Raw genomic sequence first — 21,040 nt, forward strand, 5'->3', positions numbered from 1 at the left:
GGCGGTTTGTGTGCGTTGGCGGACAGGGGCGGGAAAATAGCGGAAAGGCGGCGGGCTGTAAAGGCCGTCTGAAAAAATGCGGGCGAAGAAAAAACGGCACGCAGATGTGCCGTTTGGTTTTCGGAAGCGGTTTGCAGCGGCAAGCGGATTTTGGCTGCGCCGAAGCTGCGCTTTCAGACGGCCTCAGCCGCCGCAGACGCCGCAGCAGCCGCTTTCGGTGGTTTCGCCTTTGTTGTCGTCGGCCAGCGGCAGTTCGATTTCTTCTTTCGGCTGCGCTTGGGCGTTGTCGCCGGTGTCCACTTTGATTTTGTTTTCCTGTTCGCTCATGGTGAGACCTTTCTGTTGTCGGGTTAAAAACGGAGGCATTGTACGGCAAAAGCGCGCGCCGCCCCACTATCGCCGCCGCTGTTTTGATAGAAATTTGAAATGGAAATCGGGAAGGCCGTCTGAAAACGCGGTTTCGGCGCAGCCAAAATCCCGCAATGCGGTTTTCAGACGGCCAGTCAACACGTCCTCCGGCTATTTGCCCTCTTCGCTGTCGAGGAAACTTTTCAGGCGGTCGCTGCGGGTGGGGTGGCGCAGTTTGCGCAGGGCTTTGGCTTCGATTTGGCGGATGCGCTCGCGGGTTACGTCAAACTGTTTGCCCACTTCTTCCAGCGTGTGGTCGGTGTTCATGTCGATGCCGAAACGCATACGCAGCACTTTGGCTTCGCGCGGGGTGAGGCTTTCGAGCACGTCGGCGGTTACTTCGCGCAGGCTGGAATACATGGCCGCTTCGGCGGGGGCGACGTTGTTGACGTCTTCGATGAAGTCGCCCAGGTGCGAATCGTCGTCGTCGCCGATGGGGGTTTCCATCGAAATCGGCTCTTTGGCGATTTTCATGATTTTGCGGATTTTGTCTTCCGGCATTTCCATCAGCTCGGCCAGTTTGGCGGAATCGGGGTCTTCGCCGTGCTCTTGCAGATATTGGCGCGAGATGCGGTTCATTTTGTTGATGGTTTCGATCATGTGCACGGGGATGCGGATGGTGCGCGCCTGGTCGGCAATCGAGCGGGTGATGGCCTGGCGTATCCACCATGTGGCGTAGGTGGAGAATTTGTAGCCGCGCCGGTATTCAAACTTGTCCACGGCCTTCATCAAGCCGATGTTGCCCTCCTGAATCAAATCGAGAAACTGCAAGCCGCGGTTGGTGTATTTTTTGGCGATGGAGATGACGAGACGCAAATTGGCCTGAATCATTTCTTCTTTCGCCCGTGCGGTTTCGCGCTCGCTGTTTTGCATGTTTTTGTTGATTTCCTTCAATTCTTCGATGGAAATCTGCGCGCTTTTTTCCATTTCGGCCACTTCGGTCTGTTTTTCCAGAATGGCGTGGCGGAAGCGTTCGAGGGCGTCGCCCCACACGCGGCGGCGGGCGATTTCGCCTTCGAGCCAGCCCAGGTCGGTGATGTTGGGCAGGAATTGGGCGATGAAGTAGTCTCTGTCCATCTGCACGCGGTCGAGGCAGATGTCGCGGATTTCGCGTTCGAGTTTGCGGATGTTGTCCACTTTCTGCCGCAGGCTGCCGCTGAGGTTTTCGATCTGGCGGGTGGCAAAGCGCACTTCGAGCAGTTTGTGGGCGATGGCGTCGCGGTGTTTGAGGTAGTCGGGGTGTTTGCTGCCCTTGGCCTGCAAGGCTTCCACCATCAGGCCGTAGTTTTCGCTGATGCCGGCAAAGTGCGCCAGTACGTCCTGTTTGAGCTCTTCGAGGTTGATGCGGTCGATTTCTTCGGAGGACGCGCCGTCTTCTTCGTCGCCGTCTTCGTCGTTTTCTTCTTCGGCGGCGCGGTCGGACGGCCTACTACCGGGCGGGATGACTTCCAGATCGCTCACACCCAATTCGTGCATCAGCACTTCGTTGGGGTCGAGGATGGCTTCCACCACTTCGTCAACTTTGATTTCGCCGCTGCGCACCTGTTCGATGAGGCCGAGGATTTCGGCGATGGAGCCGGGACAGGCGGAGATGGCCTGTATCATGTTTTTCAGGGCGTTTTCGATTTTTTTGGCGATGATGATCTCGTCTTCGCGGGTGAGCAGGTCAACCTGCCCCATTTCGCGCATGTACATGCGCACGGGGTCGGTGGTGCGGCCGAATTCGGAGTCGGCGTTGGAGAGGGCGGCTTCGGCTTCTTCCACGGCGTCGTCGTCGGTCATGCCGGTGCCGGTGTCGTTCATCAGCAGGGTGTCGGCGTCGGGGGCTTCTTCGGTTACCTGGATGCCCAGACCCTGAATCATGTTGACGATGTTGTCGATCTGCTCGGCGTCGGACATGTCGTCGGGCAGCGCGTCGTTGATTTCGGCGTAGGTGATGTAGCCGCGCTCTTTGCCTTGCAGGATGAGCAGGCGCAGCCGCTGGCGTTGCTCTTCGGGGGTGAGCGGGCGGTTGCCGTCTTCCTGTTCTTCGTAGTCTTGGTTGTCGGGTTGGTTGCTCATGTTTTGCTTCCGGTGGTTTGGGCGGCGGGCGGAGTGTGCGGGGGGGTGTTCTGCCTGTTTGTATTGTGCAGCTTGTCGGTAAGGTCTGCCGCGCCGTGGGGAAACGGCCTGCGATAGCGCGTGGCTTTCAGGCCCGGGAAATGCGTGTTGCCGCCATGTAGGGCCGCGCTTGCGGAAAAACAAGGGGCAGCAGGAAAAAGGGGCGGATTATACTGAAAACGGCGGCCGTCTGAAACGCTGCGGCGTTTTTTCAGACGGCCTGTTTGGCGGTTTTCGGCGGCTGTGTGCGTTCGGTTTACAAAAACCAGCGGCGCAGGGCTTCGAGGCCGTTGTAGTTGATGTGCAGCCTGGCCGCCTGCCGCGTTTTGGGTTTGGCGTGGTAGGCAATGCCGAAACCGGCTTCGCGCAGCATGGGGATGTCGTTCGCGCCGTCGCCGACGGCGATGACCTGTTCGGGATTCAGGCCGAGGCGGGCGCGGTATTCGCGCAGCAGCCGCAGTTTGGCATGCGCGTCCACGGGGCGGCCTTTCAGACGGCCTGTGAGGCGGCCGTTTTCGGTTTCCAGAACGTTGGCGAAGGCGTAGTCGAGGTCGAGCCGCTCGCGCAGGCGGTCGGTGAAGAAGGTGAAGCCGCCGGACACCAGCATGAATTTCACGCCGTGTTTTCTGCATTCGGAGAGCAGGTATTCCGCGCCTGGCGAGAGCCGCAAAACTTCGTCGTACACTTTTTGCAGGGCGGTTTCGGGCAGTCCGGCAAGCAGGCCGACGCGCTCGTGCAGCGACTGTTTGAAATCGGTTTCGCCGCGCATCGAGCGTTCGGTGATGGCGGCCACTTGTTCTTTCAATCCGGCCTCGGCGGCGATTTCGTCCACGCATTCGATGGTGATGAGGGTGGAATCCATGTCGCTGACAATCAGGCCGAAGGCGGAAAACGGCAGCGCGGGCAGCAGGGCGTAGTCGATTTGCTGCGCGTCGAGCGCGGCGGCGACCTTGGGCGCGAGGATGTCGCCGGGGTTGGCGGCGAAACGGCGCACACTGTCGGGAAACGGGCTTTCAATTTCAGACGGCCTCAACGCGTGCAGGCACGACAAATCGCAGCCGTCGATGTTCGGGTGCTGCAAAACCAGATGGTAGCCGGTCATGTGTTTTCTCCTTTTTTATTGCAGAGGCCGTCTGAAAACCAAACCGCTCTGCCGGACTTTTCAGACGGCCTCTTTGCCGTGCGGTGCGCTCAACCGGTGAATTCGGCCGGGTTGGCGCGGATGAAGGCGGTGAGCAGCTTGTCGAGCGGGCGGCAGTTTTCCAGCAGGTAGAACTCGTCGTCGAAGGCTTCGAGCGGGTTGTTTTCGTAGGAGGCGCAGAAGGTTTCCAGCGAGCCGTCCTGCCGCTGCGCCAGTTTTTCCCGTTCGTAGCAGGCGTTGGCGCGGCGCACGAGATCGGCGTATTTGGGCGCGCCGACCAGTTCGCAGGCTGCGGGCAGATAGGCGGCCGCTTCGGCTTCGGTGTTGTAGTAATACTGGTTGAAGCCGCCGTTGTCCACTTCGCCGGCGAGGATATAGAGCGCGTACACAGCGCGGCGGGCGGGGCTGAGGGTTTTGAGGTATTCCTCTTCCGACAAATACTCCGGCGCCTGCACGGCGAGGGTGTCGAACACGGTGAGCACCAGCTCTTCGTCGGGCGTTTGCGCCAGAATTTCGGCGGTGAGCTTTTCGTGGATGACGCGCTTGTCGAAGGCTTCAAACATTTCGGCCACTTCGGCGAACAGCTGCTCGGACTCGCGCCTGAATTCGGCGCGTTCCGCTTCGCTCATGCCGGAGAGCATATTTTGGAAGTCTTCGTCGTCGTACGCGTCAAACAGCGCGTCGAAATCGGTGTTTTTCATGTCGTGTCCTTATCTTATATTGAGGCCGTCTGAAAAGCCGTTTTGCGGTTTTCAGACGGCCTCACGTTTATTCTTCGTCCTGCTTCTCGCGCCACAGCACCAGCAGCTTGCCGATGTGCTGCACCAGATGCGCGTCCGCGGCCTCGCACAGCGCGGCGGCAATCTGCACGCGTTCGGCGCGGTCGTCGCCGGCCACGCGCACTTTGATCAACTGGTGCGCCGAAAGCGCGGCATCGGTTTCTTTGATTACGGAATCGGTCAGGCCGTGCTGCCCGATCATCACCACGGGGTTGAGATGGTGGGCGCGGGCTTTGAGTGCGAGGATTTGCTTGCTGTCGGGGGCTTTGCTCATCGTATTGTGCCGTTTGTCGGAAAAAAACGGCATTCTACGCGAAAGCACCTGGTGCGTCATGCGGCGGCGGAGGCCGTCTGAAAATCGTGTAGAATGGCGGCCTTTTGTGTTTCGGGATACCCAAATGGCGGCACGCTCCAAATCGTCGAAAGCATGGCTGCGCGAACATGTGAACGACCACTACGTCCATCAGGCGCAGAAAGACGGCTACCGCGCCCGCGCCGCCTACAAACTTTTGGAAATCAACGAAAAAGACAAACTCATCAAGCCCGGCACGGTGCTGGCCGACCTGGGCAGCGCGCCGGGAAGCTGGTCGCAGGCGGCAGCCAAGCTGGCGGGCGCGTCGGGCAAAGTGTTCGCGCTCGACATCCTGCCGATGGAACCGGTGGACGGCGTGTCCTTCGTTCAGGGCGACTTCCGCGAGGCGGACGTGCTGGCGCGTTTCGAAGAACTGCTCGGCGGCCGCGCCCTTGATCTTGTAATCTGCGACATGGCGCCCAATATGAGCGGCCATTCGGTAACCGACCAGGCCAAAAGCCTCTGCCTGTGCCAGCTGGCTCTGGACTTCGCCCGCTGCCGCCTCAAACCCGGCGGCAGTTTTTTGGTCAAAGCGTTCCAAGGCGCGGGTTATCCCGAATTCACGGCACAGATGCGCGAAACCTTCGCCACGGTGCAGACGCGCAAGCCCGACGCTTCGCGCGGCCGTTCCAGCGAAACCTATCTGCTGGGCAAAAATAAACGCTGACAAGGCAACAGGGGTCAATTACAATCGCGCCCCTGTTTTTTCACTTCATTTTTCATTATTTGGGAGCCCGTTTTTGTGAGGAGCATCGTAAAAAGCCTTTTGATTTGGTCTGCATTGATCGTCGGCCTCTTGGCCGCCTTCAACGCCGTGAAGGAAAAACGGGAAGAAGCCCGGCAGGTGGATTATTCGCAGTTTGTGCAGCAGGTCGACAAAGGCGAAATCGCCTCGGTAACCATCGAAGGCTCGGCACTGGCGGGCTACACGCTCAAAGGCGAGCGCACCGACAAAAGCAAATTCGTAACCAACGCGCCGATGGACTACAAACTGTCTGAACGCCTGCTGGCGAAAAACGTCCGCGTTCAGGTTACCCCCGAAGAACGCCAGAGCATGCTCGGCAGCCTGTTTTTCAGCCTGCTGCCCGTGCTGTTGCTGATCGGCGCGTGGTTCTACTTCATGCGCATGCAGACCGGCGGCGGCGGCAAAGGCGGCGCGTTCTCCTTCGGCAAAAGCCGCGCCCGCCTGCTCGACAGCGACAACAACAAAGTTACCTTCGCCGACGTGGCCGGCTGCGACGAAGCCAAGGAAGAAGTCAGCGAAATCGTCGACTACCTCAAAGCTCCCAACCGCTACCAGAGCCTCGGCGGCCGCATGCCGCGCGGCATCCTCCTGGCCGGCAGCCCCGGCACGGGCAAAACTCTGCTGGCCAAAGCCATCGCCGGCGAAGCGGGCGTGCCGTTTTTCAGCATTTCCGGCTCCGATTTCGTGGAAATGTTTGTCGGCGTGGGCGCGAGCCGCGTGCGCGACATGTTCGAGCAGGCCAAGAAAAACGCCCCCTGCATCATCTTTATCGACGAAATCGACGCCGTCGGCCGCCAGCGCGGCGCGGGTTTGGGCGGCGGCAACGACGAACGCGAGCAGACCCTCAACCAGCTTCTTGTGGAAATGGACGGCTTCGAGAGCAACCAAACCGTCATCGTCATCGCCGCCACCAACCGCCCCGACGTACTCGACCCCGCGCTGCAACGCCCCGGCCGCTTCGACCGCCAAGTGGTCGTCCCCCTGCCCGACATACGCGGCCGCGAGCAGATTCTGAACGTGCACGCCAAAAAAGTGCCGCTCGACGAATCCGTGGATTTGGTCTCGCTGGCGCGCGGCACACCCGGCTTCTCCGGCGCGGATTTGGCCAACCTGGTGAACGAAGCCGCCCTGTTTGCTGGCCGGCGCAACAAAGTCAAAGTCGACCAGAGCGATTTTGAAGACGCCAAAGACAAAATCTACATGGGCCCCGAACGCCGCAGCATGGTGATGCACGAAGACGAAAAACGCGCCACTGCCTACCACGAATCCGGCCACGCCATCGTTGCCGAAACGCTGGATGGCACCGACCCCGTGCACAAAGTAACCATCATGCCGCGCGGCCGCGCCCTCGGCCTGACCTGGCAGCTGCCCGAGCGCGACCGCATCAGCATGTACAAAGACCAGATGCTCAACCAGATTTCCATCCTGTTCGGCGGGCGCATCGCCGAAGACTTGTTTGTCGGCCGCATCTCCACCGGCGCGTCCAACGACTTCGAGCGCGCCACCCAAATCGCCCGCGAAATGGTTACCCGCTACGGCATGAGCGACAAAATGGGCGTGATGGTGTATGCCGAAAACGAAGGCGAAGTCTTCCTCGGCCGCAGCGTAACCCGTTCGCAGAACATTTCCGAAAAAACCCAGCAGGAAGTGGATGCCGAAATCCGCCGCATTGTTGACGAGCAATACGCTGTGGCCTACAAAATCCTCGACGAAAACCGCGACAAAATGGAAACCATGACCCGCGCCCTGATCGAATGGGAAACCATCGACCGCGACCAGGTACTCGAAATCATGGCCGGCAAACAGCCCAGCCCGCCGAAGGATTACAGCCACAACGTGCGGCAGGACGGCAAAACCGATGACGGACAAGCCGCCGACGCACCGGCACAAACCGCCGCGCAAAACGGCGGCACGGCCGAAGCGGACGCAGAAGCCCGAGTGCTTTCAGACGGCCTCTCCGCGCAACCGGATGCCGACGAAGACGCGCCCGCCCGTCCCGACGGCGACACACCCGACGGCAATAACGGCAAACCGCCCCAAGCCTGAACCGTGCCAACGGCGCAAGAAAACAGCCCGTACACACGCGGGCTGTTTTGCCGTCTGCCGCCGCTTCATCCGCTTCATCCGACGCACCGCCGCCCTACCCTTTGCGCGGCAGGCGTTTTCAGACGGCCTCTCACATTTACCCGCCCTGCCGCGCCGCAAGCAGCTCCTCCAACAGCCGCTGCGACTGCGCCAGTTCCGCCATCTGCGCCGTCAGCCGTTCGCGCGCCGCCGCCAGCCGCCCGCGCAGTTCGGGGCAGAAATCCTGCGGCTTGTCGCGCAGGCAGTCGCGCATCAGCGCGAGGTCTTTGAGCGGCACGCCCGCGCGGTTGAGCATCGCCGCCTTGCGCACAAAGTCCGCGTCTGCCGCGTCGTAGTCCCGATAGCCCGCCGCCGTGCGCCGGGGCGCAAGCACGCCCGCCGTTTCGTAAAAGCGCAGCATCCGCACGCTGAGGCCGCTGCGCCGCGAAAATTCGCCGATTTTCATCCCGTTTTCCTTTCCATACGTTTCCGTCTGCTTGACCGTAACACGGTGTCAGCCCCTATGCTGCCGTTTTTCCCAACGGAGCGCAAATATGAACCGCCGACAATTCTGCACCGCCGCCGCTACGGGCGTACTCGCCGCCTGCGCGGGCACGGCAGGGCAGCCTGAAAAAACCACTGTTTACATCATCCACGGCTACGGTGCCACAACTGAAAACCACTGGTTCCCGTGGCTGCACGCCCAGCTGCGGGCGCAGGGCATCCGCGCCGTGTCCGTGCCGCTGCCCGAGAGCGAATCGCCCGATTTCGACCGCTGGCAGCAGACGCTGGCGCAGTATGTCGGCAGGCCGTCTGAAAACAGCATTTTCGTCGCCCACAGCCTGGGCACGGTTTCGCTGCTGCACTACCTGAGCGCAACCCGGCCGCCGCGCATCGGCGGGCTGGTGCTGGTGTCCGCCTTCGGCGCACCGATTCCGACGCTGCATGAAATCAACGGTTTCGACCTCGACGCCTACATCGCCCGCTGCCGCATCGATTTCGCCGTCATCCGCCGCATGACGCGGCACATCGAGCTGTTCACCGCCGACAACGACACCATCGTCCCGCCCGACAACACCCGCCGCCTGGCCGACGCCCTCGGCGGCCGCCTGCACGTCATCCCGAACGGCGGCCACTTCCTCGACCGCGAAGGCTTCACCGAACTGCCGCCGGTGCTGCGGGCGGTGGAGGCGGTCGCAGGCCGTCTGAAAGCGCAGCTTCAATAAGGTTAAAACCCAAACCCGTTTTTCAGAAACGTCATCCTCGCGCAGGCGGGGACAGCCTCCGCCGCTTACGCAGGGTGTATCGCCAAAAGGCGGCGCACGCGTTCCCTGCCGCATCACTCAACCCGCCGCGCCGCAACACGGGCGGCAGACAAGAGGCCGTCTGAAAACACAGCTTCAACGAAGTTGAAACACAAACCCGTTTTTCAGAAACGTCATCCCCGCGCAGGCGGGGACGGCCTCCTTCGCTTACGCAACACATATGGTGCAAACCGCGCCCGCGGTTTCCCTGCCAAGTTTTCAGACGGTCTCTTCCCATCCCAAGCTTTGACTTGAATCAAGCCCCGTTTCGGCCTATTATCACAAAATAGTAACTATTCCTATTCATTTCACAATATCATGATATGAGCCGAACCATCACCATCCGCAACGACCAAGCCGTGCCCGATGCCTTTCCCGAGCGGCAGGCACTGATGCCCATCTGGGGCGGCCTGCCCGTGCCCGCCGCCCAATGGCAGCAGCTTTGGCGGCAGCAGGCCGAAAGCGTGTTGCAGGAAGACGCGCTGGCCTACCTGCACATCCCCTTCTGCGCCAACCACTGCGTGTTCTGCGGCTTCTACCGCAACGCCTGGAAAGACGAGCAGAGCAAAACCTACACCGACAAAGTCATCGCAGAACTCGCCCAAGAAGCCGGAATCCGCCAAGGCGGCGGCAAAATCCGCGCCGTCTATTTCGGCGGCGGCACCCCCACCGCCCTACTCACCGGCGACCTCGTGCGCCTTATCCGCGCCTGCTATCAATATCTGCCGCTAGCCGACGACTGCGAATTCACCCTCGAAGGCCGCATGAGCCATTTCGACCCAGACAAAGCCCAAGCCGCCATCGACGCCGGCGTTACCCGCATCTCCATCGGCGTGCAAACCTTCGACACCGCCATCCGCCGCCGCCTCGGCCGCAAACACAGCGGCGAAGAAGCCGCCGCCTACCTCGAACGACTAGGCCGTCTGAACACCGTCCTCGTGGCCGACCTCATCTTCGGCCTGCCCGGCCAGAGCGGCGAAATCTGGCAAAACGACCTGCACATTGCCGCCGCCCTCCCCCTGGCCGGACTCGACACCTACGCCTTCAACTGCTACCCCTTCCTCCCCATCAACCGCATGATCGAAAAAGGCGCGTTCCCCCCGCCGGCCGGCTTCGACACCCAGTCGCTGCAATACGCCCATGCCGTCGCCTACCTCGCAGAGCAGGGCTGGGAACAAATCAGCAACAACCACTTCGCCTACCCCGGGCGCGGCGAACGCAACCTCTACAACCGCCTCGTCAAATCCAACATCCCCTGCCTCGCCTTCGGCTCCGGCGCGGGCGGCAACGGCGGCGGATACAACTACCAAGTGCAAAGCGACCTCGACAGCTACCTCGCCACCCCCGAAGGCGAAAAAAACATCGCCTACATGAGCCGCCACAGCGACAACAAATACCTGCTCGGCCGCTTGCAGCACGACATCGAACTCGGATACATCGACAGCCGCCTCTTCGCCCCCCACCCCCGCGCCGCCGCCCTCTTGGCACAGTGGGCCGGACTCGGCCTCATGGGCACACCCGATTCAGACGGCCTCATCCGTCTCAACACCAGCGGCCGCTACTGGTCGCCCACCCTCACCCGCAGGCTCATGCTTGCGTTACCCGCAACCGAAGACAAGGAGCAAACCATGAACACCCCCCTTTCCGACGAACAAAAAACCGTCCTGCGCAACACCCTGGCCGAAAACCCCGGCCAAATCCTCGAAATGCTCGCCGGCAAACACCAGTGCAGCTTTGAAGAAATCATCAACTGCCTGCCCGAGGGCACCGTACACAAAACCGACGGCGGCCGCTTCGTCGAAATCATGCAGACCGTTGCCGCCTGGAACGAAGCCGTAACCTTCATCGCCCACACCCCCGACGTCATCGCCGAAGTAACCGGCAAACTGCCCGACGGCAGCGTCGCACGCGGCTTCTACAACTTCAAAGAAAGCGAACCCGGCGGCATCCACGGCCACATCTACTACGAAAACTGCGCCGCCATCTACCTCATCGAACGCCCCTTCATGGGCAAACGCACCGTCTCCCTCAACTTCATCAACCGCGCAGGCGGCGCCATGTTCAAAATCTACGTCGGCCGCGACCAAAACGGCGAACTCATCGAACGCCAAATCCAAGCCATGCGCGCCCTGTTCGGCGTAACAGCATAAAACGCAAAACCCGTCCCCGGCCGCACCGCACGCGGCCGGACACCCTCCAACCCCACACCAAAGGAACAAACATGCTCACCATATTCGGCGCAAACGGCAAAAGCGGCCGCGCCCTCATCACCCGCCTGCGCCAAAACGGCTTTTCAGACGGCCTCACCGCCGTCCTGCGCCGCCCCGAACAGGCCGCCGACCCCTTCTACGCCCAACACCACACCCAAACCCTCACCGCCGACGCCCTCGACCCCCAAGCCGTCCTCGAAGCCGTGCGCCGAACACAGCCTGACACCATCGTCAGCTTCGTCGGCGGCAAAAACGAAGCCGGACAACGCAGCGACGCCGCAGGCAACATCCACATCATCGAAGCCGCCCGCACCGCCGCCCCCGAGGCCCGCTTCCTGCTCGTAACCAGCATGGGCTGCGGCGAACAATACGAAGGCACAAGCGCCATGTTCAAACAAGCCCTCGGCGAAGCCGTCCTCGCCAAAACCGAAGCCGAAAACCACCTGCGCCAAAGCGGCCTCCCCTGGGTCATCCTCCGCCCCTGCGGCCTCGGCCAAGACGCCGGCGGCAGCCACACCCTCCACCGCCAAATCGACGAAATTCCCCGCGACTACATGGACAGAAACGGCCTCGCCGCCGCCATCGCCGCCCTCATCGCGGCGGAACAATGGCCGTCCGAAACCGTCTACTCCGTAACCGCCTAAACCGCTGCAAAAAAGGCCGTCTGAAAACCCGTTTTTCAGACGGCCTCAGCCATTCATGCAGGGTGCGTCGCAGCCACGCACGCGGACACGATGCTTTGCCGCATCACCAAACAAGGCCGTCTGAAAACGCATTTTCAGACGGCCTCCACCGTTTTGCGGCGGCAGTTTGCAACAGAGTAGGTCGGGCATTCATGCCCGACAAACCGGCAGCCAAGGTAGGGGGTGCCGCCCCAAAGCGGCGCATACGTTCCCTACCGCACAAAGGCCGTCTGAAACCCCTTATCCCGTCATTCCCGCGCAGGCGGGAATCTTGGCGGATTCTGGCAACTGATTGTTTATCCAAACATTATCGAATGTCGGAGAAGATTCCCGCCTGCGCGGGAATGACGGTGTGGCGGGGCTGACGTAGGGTGTGCCGCCCCAAGGCGACGCACGCGGTCTCTGCCGTTTAAACAAAAGGCCGTCTGAAAGCGCAGCTTCGGCACAGCCAAAACCGCAGCCCGCAGGTCGGGCATTGATGCCCGACTATGGCGACGTTTTTCAAACTTGCCGGAGTTTGTCGGGCATAAATGCCCGACCTGCGAAATCCCGGACAACCCCGCCCCGTGCGACGCACGCATTCTGTGCCTCCCAACGAATCCGCGCGTTTCACCAAACACCAAACCGCGTGCGTGGCTGCGCCATACACCCTACCCGACGCAACACAGCCGAAATCCGTTGTTCAGACGGCCTCATCCCACGGCATCGGCGGTTACGGACTCGGCAATCCGCCGCGCCATGTTTTCGCTTGCGCCGCGATGGCGGGCGACGAAGGCGGCGGCGTTGGCGGCGTAGCCTGTGCGCAGTGTGTCGTCGGCGAGCCATGCTTCGGCGGCGTGCAGCCATTCGTCAGGCGTTTGCACCTGCCGCGCCGCGCCCGCTGCGGCGGCTTCGGCGCAGGCGGCGGCGAAGTTGTAGGTGGAAAAGCCGAACAGGGCGGGCACGCCGCAGGAGAGCGGTTCGATGATGTTCTGGCAGCCCGCGTCCACCAGGCTGCCGCCGACAAAGGCCGCGTCGGCCATGGCGTAGTAGGCGAAAAGCTCGCCCATACTGTCGCCCAGCCACACCTGCGTGTCGGGCGCGATGTTTTCGCCGCCGCTGCGTTTTTGCACGCGCAGGCCGAGCGATAAGGCCGTCTGAAAAACGTCGTCAAAGCGTTCGGGATGACGGGGAACGATCACCAGCAGCGCGTCGACGGCGTATTGCCGCCATGCCCGCAAAAGCAGCGCGGCTTCGTCTTGGCCGTGGTAAACGCGGGTGCTGCCGCACACCAGCACTTTGCGCCCGAGTGCCTGCGCGCGGAATTGCGCGCCGAGTTCGAGCTGTTCGGGCGGCGGGGCGATGTCGTATTTGGTGTTGCCGCACACGACGGGATCGGCCGCGCCCAGCGTTTTCAGACGGCCTGCGTCGGCTGCGGTTTGGGCGTAGCAGCCGCGCAGGGATTGCAGCGCGGGGCGGATGAGGGCGGCGGCTTTGCGGTAGCCGCGCAGGGATTTTTCCGACAATCGGGCGTTGGCCAGAAACAGCGGCACGTTTGCGCGCGCGCAGGCGGCGGCCAGGTGCGGCCAGATTTCGGTTTCCATCAGCACGCCCAGACGCGGGCGGTGTTCGGCGAGAAACCGCGCGACGTATTCGGGCTTGTCGTAGGGCAGGTAGCGGCATTGCGCGTCGGGAAACAGGCTTTCGGCGGCGGCGCGGCCGGTGGGGGTCATCTGGGTGATGAGCAGCGGCGCGTCGGGAAAACGGCGGCGCAGCGCGGCGGCCAGCGGCGCGGCGGCGCGGGTTTCGCCGACCGACACGGCGTGTATCCACAGCGGATTCTGCACCGGCGCGGGATGCGGCGCGCCGAAGCGTTCGCCCCAGTGGTCGAGATAGGCGGGGTTTTTGCGGGCGCGGCGGCGCAGGTAGCGGCGGACAAGCGGCGGCGCGGCGCGCCAGAGTTGGCGGTAAATCCAAGCGAGCATGGGGAGAGGCCGTCTGAAAAGATGAAAACGGGCGTATTGTAGCGGCAACGTCCGCGCCGCGCCCTTGCTATAATGCCCGCCCCGCAATCAGGCCGTCTGAAAACGCGTTTTGCGCTTTTCAGACGGCCTCCAAGATACCTGATGAAACACCAAAAGAAATCCGCCCTCGCCTTCCTCGCCGTGGCCGCCGCCCTCTGGTGGCTGTGGCCGGACAGCTATCCCGCCTACCCCGAAAGCGACCATTACGATCCGAAAAGCCGCACGTTTTTCAACCCCGAGCCGCAGGCCGCGCCCACCGACCTCGTGTCCGCCATGTGGCAAATGCTGGTCAACGAGCAAGCCCAACGCCCGCCCAAACCGCTGCCCGCCGTCAAGCCAGACTGGCCGGCCTTCCTCGCCGCGCCCGAGGGCAAAAGCCGCTTTGTTTGGTTCGGCCATTCCACCCTGCTGATGCGCATCGGCGGCCAAACCATTATCACCGACCCCGTGTTCGGCAACACCGTCTCGCCCGTGCCCGTCATGATGCACCGCTTCCAGCCGCCCGTCGTCCCGCTTGCCGACGTGCCCACCCCCGATGTCGTCCTCATTTCGCACAGCCATTACGACCACCTCGAAAAAGCCAGCGTTCAAGAGCTGGCCGCACGCGGCAGCCGCTTTGTGGTCTCGCTCGGTCTGGGCGTTCTGCTGCGCAAATGGGGCGTGCCGCCCGACAGAATCACCGAACTCGACTGGTGGCAGAGCACCGAAATCCACGGCATCCGCTACACCGCTCTGCCCGCCCGCCACGACTCCGGCCGCAGCCTGACCGACCACAACAAATCGCTGTGGTCGGGCTTCGTCATCGAACACGGCGGCGAAAAATTCTATTACCACGGCGACTCGGCGCAGGGAAAACACTTCGACGAAATCGCCAAAAAGTTCAACGGCTTCGACATCGCCTTTATCGAAAACGGCCAATACAACGAACGCTGGCCGAACAACCACCTCTTCCCCGAACAAACCGCAGAGTTGGCCGCCAAACTCGCGCCCAAACGCTTTATGCCCATCCACTGGGGCGCATACCCGATGGCCCTGCACACCTGGAACGAACCCGTGCTGCAAAGCATCCCGCTTGCCCGCAAACTCGGCGTCAACCCGCTCACCCCGCTGATGGGGCAGGTGTTCGATGCCGACACGGCAACGCAGGACTGGTTCGCCGAACCGCTGTAAACCCCCGCCGAGAAACGGCAAGAGGCCGTCTGAAACCTGTTTTACGGTTTTTCAGACGGCCTCTTGCCGTTTATGTAGGGTGGCGCAAGCCACGCACGCGGTTTGGGTTTCTCGGGAAACGCGCGGATTCGTTACGCGGCAGAGAACGCGTGCGTCGCCTTGGGGCGACACACCCTACGTTTGTTTCGGCATGGGTCAGTAGGTCGGGCATTTATGCCCGACGTTTTTCAAATCCGCCGGTTTGTCGGGCATAAATGCCCGACCTACTCCGTTGTTTTGCGGTTTTGGCTTCGCCGAAGCTGCGCTTTCAGACGGCCTGTTCCGCATCCACGCCTGTTTGGCGCACGGCGTAGCGGCCGAGGATTTCGGCGAAGGCCGTGCCGGTTTCGGGGTGTTTGAGGCCGTAGGCGACGGTGGCTTCGAGGTAGCCGAGTTTGCTGCCGCAGTCGTAGCGTTTGCCGGAGAAGGGGTGGGCGAGGACGGGTTCGGTGTCGAGCAGGCGGGCGATGCCGTCGGTGAGCTGGATTTCGCCGCCCGCGCCGCGCGGCAGGTTGGTCAGGAGCTCGAAGATGCGCGGGGTGAGGATGTAGCGGCCGACCACGGCGAGGTTGGAGGGGGCTTCTTCGGGCTTGGGTTTTTCCACGATGCTGGTAATGCGTTGGAAGTTTTCGGTTTTTTCCACTTCCACGATGCCGTATGAGCCGGTTTGGGCGGGGTCGACGGTTTCCACGCCCAAGACGCTGCTGCCGCTTTGTTCGTAGATTTCAATCATTTGCCGCAATGCGCCTTTGGGGGCATCGATGAGGTCGTCGGCGAGGATGACGGCGAAGGGTTGGTCGCCGACGGCGGCGCGGGCGCACAGGACGGCGTGCCCCAGCCCGAGGGCTTCGGCCTGGCGGATGTAGAGGCAGGTGATGCCGGCGGGCAGGATGTTGCGCACGTGTTCGAGCAGCTTGTTTTTGTGGCGCAGTTCGAGTTCGCTTTCCAGCTCGTAGGCTTTGTCGAAATGGTCTTCGATGCTGCGTTTATTGCGGCCGGTTACAAACACCATCTCGGTGCAGCCGGCTTCCACGGCTTCTTCCACGGCATATTGGATCAGGGGCTTGTCGACGATGGGCAGCATTTCTTTGGGGCTGGCTTTGGTGGCGGGCAGGAAGCGGGTGCCCATGCCGGCCACGGGGAAAACGGCTTTTCTGATGGGTTTCGGGGTCATGTTTTTCCTTTGCATTCGTTTGGGTTTGCCGGACGGCGGCATGGTTGAGGCCGTCTGAAAACGTGTTTTTCAGACGGCCTCAACCATGTTACCCGCGCCCGAGCATGGCCAGCAGTTCTTCTTCGCCCAACACGGCCACGCCCAGCGCGAGGGCTTTTTCCAGTTTGCTGCCTGCGGCTTCGCCGGCGATCACATAATCGGTTTTTTTCGACACGCTGCCGGAGACTTTGCCGCCGGCGGCTTCGATCATGGCTTGGGCTTGGTCGCGTTTGAGGGTGGGCAGGGTACCGGTGAGTACGAAGGTTTTGCCTGCCACAGCTTCGTTGAGGCCGTCTGAAAGGTTTGCGGTATCGGCGATAGAGCTTTCAGAGTGCGCAGCCTCCCGCCCTCGGGACGACCTTTGATCCAGTTCGTTTAAAAACGCGATGGTGTGCCGCAGCAGTGTTTCGTTTTGCGGCACGCTGCGCCACGCCTGCCAGTCGGCGGGCAGGGCTTGGTCGGTGAGCAGTGCGTCGGTTTTTTTGCCCGCCAGCTCCCACAGGGCTTGGGCTTTGGTTTCGCTGATTTTGAAATCGGGCAGTCGGGCGAGCCAGCGTTGGGGTTCGGCATGGCGCAACACGGGCAGGGTGGCGGGCTGCGTTTTTGGGGCGACGCCTGCGGCGAGCAGTTCGTCTATCATGGCCTGCTGCGCGTCTTGGGCGAAAAAGTGGGCGACGGAGCGGGCGACGACTTCGCCGATGTCGGGCAGGCAGGCCAAAACGGGCTCGGGGGCGCGGCGCACGGTGTCGAGCGTGCCGAACGCCTGCGCGAGCGTTTTGGCGGTGCGCTCGCCCACATGGCGGATGCCGAGGGCGAACAGGAAACGCGCCAACTCGGGCGTTTTGCTGTTTTCTATGCCCGCGATGATGTTTTCCGCCCATTTGGTCGGCTGTTTTTTGGGTTTGGCGGCAGACGTGTTTGAAAGGCCGTCTGAAACATTTTCACTCTGTTCCGCCGTTTCCTTCATTTTCTGCAAAACCGGCACATCGAGGCGGTAGAGGTCGGCGAAGTGGCGCACAAGGTCTTGCGCGACAAGCTGTTCGATCTGTTTCTGCCCCAGTCCGTCGATGTCCATCGCTTTGCGCGAGGCGAAATGGATCAGGCCCTGTGCGCGTTGTGCGCTGCACAGCATACCGCCGCTGCAACGCGCCACGGCTTCGCCCTCTTCGCGCTCGATGGGGCTGCGGCAGATGGGGCAGTTTTCGGGCAGGCGGTAGGGCGGGTAGGCGGGCTGTGTTTTTTCAGACGGCCTTTGTTCGAACAAATCGTTTTGTGCGTTTGTGTCGTTTGAAACCGTCGCCGCTTTCATCGGGCGGCGTTCCAACACCACGCGCACCACTTCGGGAATCACGTCGCCTGCGCGGCGCACCACCACGGTGTCGCCCACGCGCACGTCTTTGCGCGACACTTCGTCCTGATTGTGCAGCGTGGCATTGGTAACGGTTACGCCGCCGACAAACACCGGCTGCAAACGGGCGACGGGCGTAACCGCGCCGGTGCGGCCGATCTGCACGTCGATGGCTTCCACGGTGGTGAGGGCTTCTTCGGCGGGGAATTTGTGCGCGATCGCCCAGCGCGGCGCGCGCGAGATGAAACCGAGTTCGCGCTGCTGCGCCAAACTGTTCACTTTGACGACCATGCCGTCGATTTCATAGGGCAGGGCGGGGCGTTTTTGCTGCATTTGTTCGTAAAACGCCAAAACTTCGGCGATATTGCCGAAACAGCCGTAATTGCCCTCGGGCAGGCTGAAACCGAGTGTGCCGCAGTATTCCAGTTCCTGAATATGGGATTCGGCGGCAAAACCGCCTTCCTGCCGCGCGATGCTGTACGGGAAAAAATGCAGTTTGCGCTGCGCGGTAATGCGCGAATCGAGCTGGCGCAGGCTGCCCGCCGCCGCGTTGCGCGGGTTGGCAAACGGTTTTTGGCCGGCTTCTTCCTGACGGCGGTTGAGCGCGGCGAAATCGGCTTTGAGCATTAACACTTCGCCGCGTATTTCGATCAGCGCGGGCGTGTCTGCGCCGTGCAGCCGCAGCGGGATGTTGGAGACGGTTTTGATGTTTTGCGTTACATCTTCGCCGCTTGCGCCGTCGCCGCGCGTGGCGGCCTGTTGCAGCACGCCGTCGCGGTAGAGCAGGCTAACGGCAAGGCCGTCGAATTTGGGTTCGATCACATATTGCGGGTTTGCACCGCCCAAGCCGCCGCGCACGCGCTCGTCAAACGCGGTCATTTCGGCATGGTCGAACACGCCGTTTTCGTCTTGCGGCGAAAAGGCGTTGGTAAGCGAGAGCATGGGCACTTCGTGGCGCACTTCGGCAAAACCCGCCAGCGGTGCGCCGCCGACGCGCTGGGTGGGGCTGTCGGGCAGTTTCAGTTCGGGATGCGCGGCTTCGAGGGCTTCGAGTTCGCGGAACAGGCGGTCGTATTCGGCATCGGGCACGCTGGGCGCGTCGAGCGTGTAGTATTCGTAGCCGTAGCGGTTGAGGAGGTCGGTTAATTCGCGGATTTTTGCGGCGGGGTCGTTCATACGGGTATCAATTTGAAACGTAAGGGAATCGGAAATGTTTGAGGCCGTCTGAAAACGGGGAAAACGGTTTTCAGACGGCCTGTATCTTGTTTTCAGACGGCCTGGGGTCTGTGGGCAATCAGCCTTGCGGCGGTGTTTTTGGCAAAAAATACCCGCCTGCCGCGTCAAAAATGCTCGCAAGGTGTCCAACCTTGCTGCGCTTTTTTCCTTGCATTCGGGCATTTTTTACTCAAAAAACCGCTCGCAAGCCGAATGCCAACAGCCCCTAAGAAAACAGCCGCTGCGCCAGCTCGCCGCCGGGTTCGATGCCCACTTTCTGCATCTCCTCCTGCCGCGCGGCAACGTAGCGGCCGACGTCTTTGAGCCATTCCATCGAAAGCTCTTCCAGTTTGTCGTTGACCAAATCCAAGCCCAGTTCGCTGGAAAAACGCACGGTCAAGTCCATAAAGCGGTCGAAATTGCGGCTGCCGACGGGAACGTGGGGGATATCGAACAGGATGCTGAACCCCTTGTAGTGCTGCGAGGCCAGCAGGGCGGCGGTGAACGCGCTGTTGTCCATCGTTACCACGCTGAACAGGGTGCGGCCGTCTTCTTCGAGGTGGAACGCGCCGTCGTGCGAGAGGGCGAAACCGGCGCGCTCCATGGCGGCGCGCAGCTCGCTGCCGCTGATGGTGCTGCGGGAAACGAGGTGCATGGCGATGGTCTGATCCACTCGTTCGCACAATTCGTCGAGCGGGCGGGCGGTGTCGAGGAAGGCGGCGATGTCCATCAGTTTGATGCCCGCGTCAAGGCGGGCGGCGAAGGCGTCCACCTGCGCGCCGAAGTCTTCCAGCTCCTGCACGCTGGCCAAGCCACGGCGCGAGATGGCCTGCAAGGAAACGATAAAGCCCTGGTAATACACGTTGGGCACGGGCTCCACTTCCTGCCACAGGCCGTCCATGGTGCAGCCGGCGATGAAAAAGCGGTGGCGGCCGGAAAAGCGCGGCAGGGTGCGGAATTCCTGCGGCTCGCGCAGGGAGATGTAGGCCATGTAGTCGAAGCGCGGCTCGAACCACGGCAAATCCTGTTTGACCATGTCGTCCAAATCCATCAGCAGGCGTTCGCGGCGGGCTGTTTTTTCCTGCTCCCGCGCCGGCGAGGGCACGGCGGAGAAGGCGAATTTGCCACCCTCGGCTTCCGGCTCTTCCAAGAGGACGATTTCGTCTTCCTCCACTTCCACATCGAGGCCGTCGCCGCCGAATTCCTCCATCACCAGCATGCCGACAGGCTTGACCGGCGGGGTTTCCGGTTTTTCAGACGGCCGCTCCGCACCGGCGAACAGGTCGGCGGCGCGGGCGGCGGCGTGTTCTTCGGCGGTGTTTTTCGACACGTCGGCCTCGCGCACCACCACCAGCGGTTTGCCCTGTCGGCCTTCTTTGTTCTGCCAGCTTCCCAAGCCCGCGCCGCCGCGCCCGTCGCGCACCGAATCGGGCTGCCCTTCGAGCAGCGCGTCTTTGTCGGAATGGCCGAACTGCTCGCGCACTTTGCGGCGGTATTTGTTTTCCTGATACATGTTGTAGGCGGTTACGCCCAAAATCACCAGCAGGCCCAACGCCGCCGCCATCCAGATTTTTCCGTCCATAGTGGTCTGTCTGTCGCTTCTCGAATCAAAAATGGCGGCGATTATAACGGAAACCGCCGCCCCTATCAGCCGCTGTTACTTTACGGTCATAAAAGACGGTCATAACAGGCCGTCTGAAAACCCCATCGCGCCACCCGCCCCCAGTCGAAAAAACGCCCCGGGTCGGTTTTGCGCCCCGGCGCGATGTGCTCGTGCCCCGTTACCGCCTCGATCGGATAATGCGCAAACAGCGCGGCCAGCAGGCGGCGCAGGCTGTCGTACTGCGCCTCGGCAAACGGCTCGAAATCGCAGCCTTCCATCTCGATGCCCACCGAAAAGGCGTTGCATCCCTCCCGCGCGCCGAACGACGACACGCCCGCATGGTAGGCCGCCTCGTCGCAGGAAACAAACTGCACCGTCTCGCCCGTGCGGGCGATGAAAAAATGGCTGGACACGCGCAAGTCTTTAATCACGCTGAAAAACGGATGCTCCGCCTCGTTAATCCGGTTGGCAAACAGCTTTTCCACCGCGCCCGTGCCGTATTCAAACGGCGGCAGCGAAATATTGTGGATCACCGCCAGCGTAACCCGCTCCCCCTCGGGGCGCGGTGCGCAGTTGGGCGAAAACGCCTGCCGCGCCCCCTGCCAGCGGCCGGCCTGCCATCGGTCTGTTTGTGTTTCGTTCATTTTTTATCCTTTAAAAAAC

Annotated in this window: 17 protein-coding genes; 6 read left to right on the forward strand and 11 right to left on the reverse strand. The window is 61.8% G+C overall.

The genetic code is table 11. The features are described from left to right. Positions 1-183 precede the first annotated feature (183 nt). The 5 genes from H3L91_RS09210 to yhbY all read right to left on the reverse strand — a co-directional run bounded on the left by H3L91_RS09210 (position 184) and on the right by yhbY (position 4,702). Positions 184-327 carry a hypothetical protein gene (locus tag H3L91_RS09210; RefSeq protein WP_169310111.1) on the reverse strand — a complete coding sequence of 48 codons (144 nt, stop codon included), beginning with the start codon at positions 325-327 and terminating at the stop codon, positions 184-186. Positions 328-519: 192 nt separating this feature from the next. Further along, complete coding sequence (gene rpoD / locus H3L91_RS09215) at positions 520-2,469, reverse strand: RNA polymerase sigma factor RpoD (RefSeq protein ID WP_007343513.1); 1,950 nt, start codon at positions 2,467-2,469, stop codon at positions 520-522. Between the two features lie 295 nt (positions 2,470-2,764). Beyond that, positions 2,765-3,610: a phosphoserine phosphatase SerB gene (gene serB / locus H3L91_RS09220; protein WP_007343514.1), complete on the reverse strand. Its 846-nt coding sequence runs from the start codon at positions 3,608-3,610 to the stop codon at positions 2,765-2,767. A gap of 89 nt (positions 3,611-3,699) precedes the next feature. After that, the gene (locus tag H3L91_RS09225) at positions 3,700-4,350 is read right to left on the reverse strand and encodes a DMP19 family protein (protein WP_007343515.1); all 651 of its coding nucleotides are present in this window, start codon (positions 4,348-4,350) and stop codon (positions 3,700-3,702) included. 67 nt (positions 4,351-4,417) lie between these two features. After that, positions 4,418-4,702 carry a ribosome assembly RNA-binding protein YhbY gene (gene yhbY / locus H3L91_RS09230; RefSeq protein ID WP_040659630.1) on the reverse strand — a complete coding sequence of 95 codons (285 nt, stop codon included), beginning with the start codon at positions 4,700-4,702 and terminating at the stop codon, positions 4,418-4,420. A gap of 124 nt (positions 4,703-4,826) precedes the next feature. On the opposite strand from yhbY, the gene H3L91_RS09235 reads away from it, so the two are divergent. Continuing rightward, positions 4,827-5,447, forward strand: coding sequence for an RlmE family RNA methyltransferase (locus tag H3L91_RS09235; protein ID WP_040659068.1), 621 nt, complete (start codon positions 4,827-4,829; stop codon positions 5,445-5,447). Positions 5,448-5,522: 75 nt separating this feature from the next. Continuing rightward, on the forward strand, positions 5,523-7,571 hold the full coding sequence (gene ftsH, locus H3L91_RS09240; protein WP_007343518.1) for an ATP-dependent zinc metalloprotease FtsH: 2,049 nt from the start codon (positions 5,523-5,525) through the stop codon (positions 7,569-7,571). 136 nt (positions 7,572-7,707) lie between these two features. On the opposite strand, the gene H3L91_RS09245 is transcribed toward ftsH, so the two are convergent. Beyond that, the gene (locus tag H3L91_RS09245; protein WP_007343519.1) at positions 7,708-8,055 is read right to left on the reverse strand and encodes a MerR family DNA-binding transcriptional regulator; all 348 of its coding nucleotides are present in this window, start codon (positions 8,053-8,055) and stop codon (positions 7,708-7,710) included. 88 nt (positions 8,056-8,143) lie between these two features. On the opposite strand from H3L91_RS09245, the gene H3L91_RS09250 reads away from it, so the two are divergent. From H3L91_RS09250 to H3L91_RS09260, 3 genes are all read left to right on the forward strand, one after another. Next, complete coding sequence (locus tag H3L91_RS09250; protein ID WP_007343520.1) at positions 8,144-8,815, forward strand: RBBP9/YdeN family alpha/beta hydrolase; 672 nt, start codon at positions 8,144-8,146, stop codon at positions 8,813-8,815. A 401-nt stretch (positions 8,816-9,216) separates the two neighbouring features. Then, complete coding sequence (hutW, locus tag H3L91_RS09255) at positions 9,217-11,043, forward strand: heme anaerobic degradation radical SAM methyltransferase ChuW/HutW (protein WP_007343521.1); 1,827 nt, start codon at positions 9,217-9,219, stop codon at positions 11,041-11,043. A 71-nt stretch (positions 11,044-11,114) separates the two neighbouring features. Beyond that, positions 11,115-11,747, forward strand: a complete 633-nt coding sequence (locus tag H3L91_RS09260; protein WP_007343522.1) for an NAD(P)H-binding protein — start codon at positions 11,115-11,117, stop codon at positions 11,745-11,747. A 731-nt stretch (positions 11,748-12,478) separates the two neighbouring features. On the opposite strand, the gene waaA is transcribed toward H3L91_RS09260, so the two are convergent. After that, on the reverse strand, positions 12,479-13,750 hold the full coding sequence (gene waaA / locus H3L91_RS09265; RefSeq protein ID WP_007343524.1) for a lipid IV(A) 3-deoxy-D-manno-octulosonic acid transferase: 1,272 nt from the start codon (positions 13,748-13,750) through the stop codon (positions 12,479-12,481). Positions 13,751-13,891: 141 nt separating this feature from the next. Here waaA and H3L91_RS09270 point away from each other — a divergent pair, with 141 nt between their 5' ends. After that, on the forward strand, positions 13,892-14,959 hold the full coding sequence (locus H3L91_RS09270; protein ID WP_040659070.1) for an MBL fold metallo-hydrolase: 1,068 nt from the start codon (positions 13,892-13,894) through the stop codon (positions 14,957-14,959). Between the two features lie 307 nt (positions 14,960-15,266). On the opposite strand, the gene galU is transcribed toward H3L91_RS09270, so the two are convergent. The 4 genes from galU to ampD all read right to left on the reverse strand — a co-directional run bounded on the left by galU (position 15,267) and on the right by ampD (position 21,021). Further along, positions 15,267-16,172 carry a UTP--glucose-1-phosphate uridylyltransferase GalU gene (gene galU / locus H3L91_RS09275; RefSeq protein WP_050783159.1) on the reverse strand — a complete coding sequence of 302 codons (906 nt, stop codon included), beginning with the start codon at positions 16,170-16,172 and terminating at the stop codon, positions 15,267-15,269. 88 nt (positions 16,173-16,260) lie between these two features. Continuing rightward, positions 16,261-18,735, reverse strand: a complete 2,475-nt coding sequence (gene ligA, locus H3L91_RS09280; RefSeq protein ID WP_040659072.1) for an NAD-dependent DNA ligase LigA — start codon at positions 18,733-18,735, stop codon at positions 16,261-16,263. A 265-nt stretch (positions 18,736-19,000) separates the two neighbouring features. Further along, positions 19,001-20,356 (reverse strand): cell division protein ZipA C-terminal FtsZ-binding domain-containing protein, encoded by a 1,356-nt coding sequence (locus H3L91_RS09285; RefSeq protein ID WP_007343529.1) that lies wholly within the window; start codon positions 20,354-20,356, stop codon positions 19,001-19,003. Between the two features lie 86 nt (positions 20,357-20,442). After that, on the reverse strand, positions 20,443-21,021 hold the full coding sequence (ampD, locus tag H3L91_RS09290) for a 1,6-anhydro-N-acetylmuramyl-L-alanine amidase AmpD (RefSeq protein ID WP_007343530.1): 579 nt from the start codon (positions 21,019-21,021) through the stop codon (positions 20,443-20,445). Positions 21,022-21,040 lie beyond the last annotated feature (19 nt).

Origin of the sequence: Neisseria bacilliformis (assembly GCF_014055025.1) — a bacterium.
In the GTDB taxonomy this organism is placed as follows: domain Bacteria; phylum Pseudomonadota; class Gammaproteobacteria; order Burkholderiales; family Neisseriaceae; genus Neisseria; species Neisseria bacilliformis.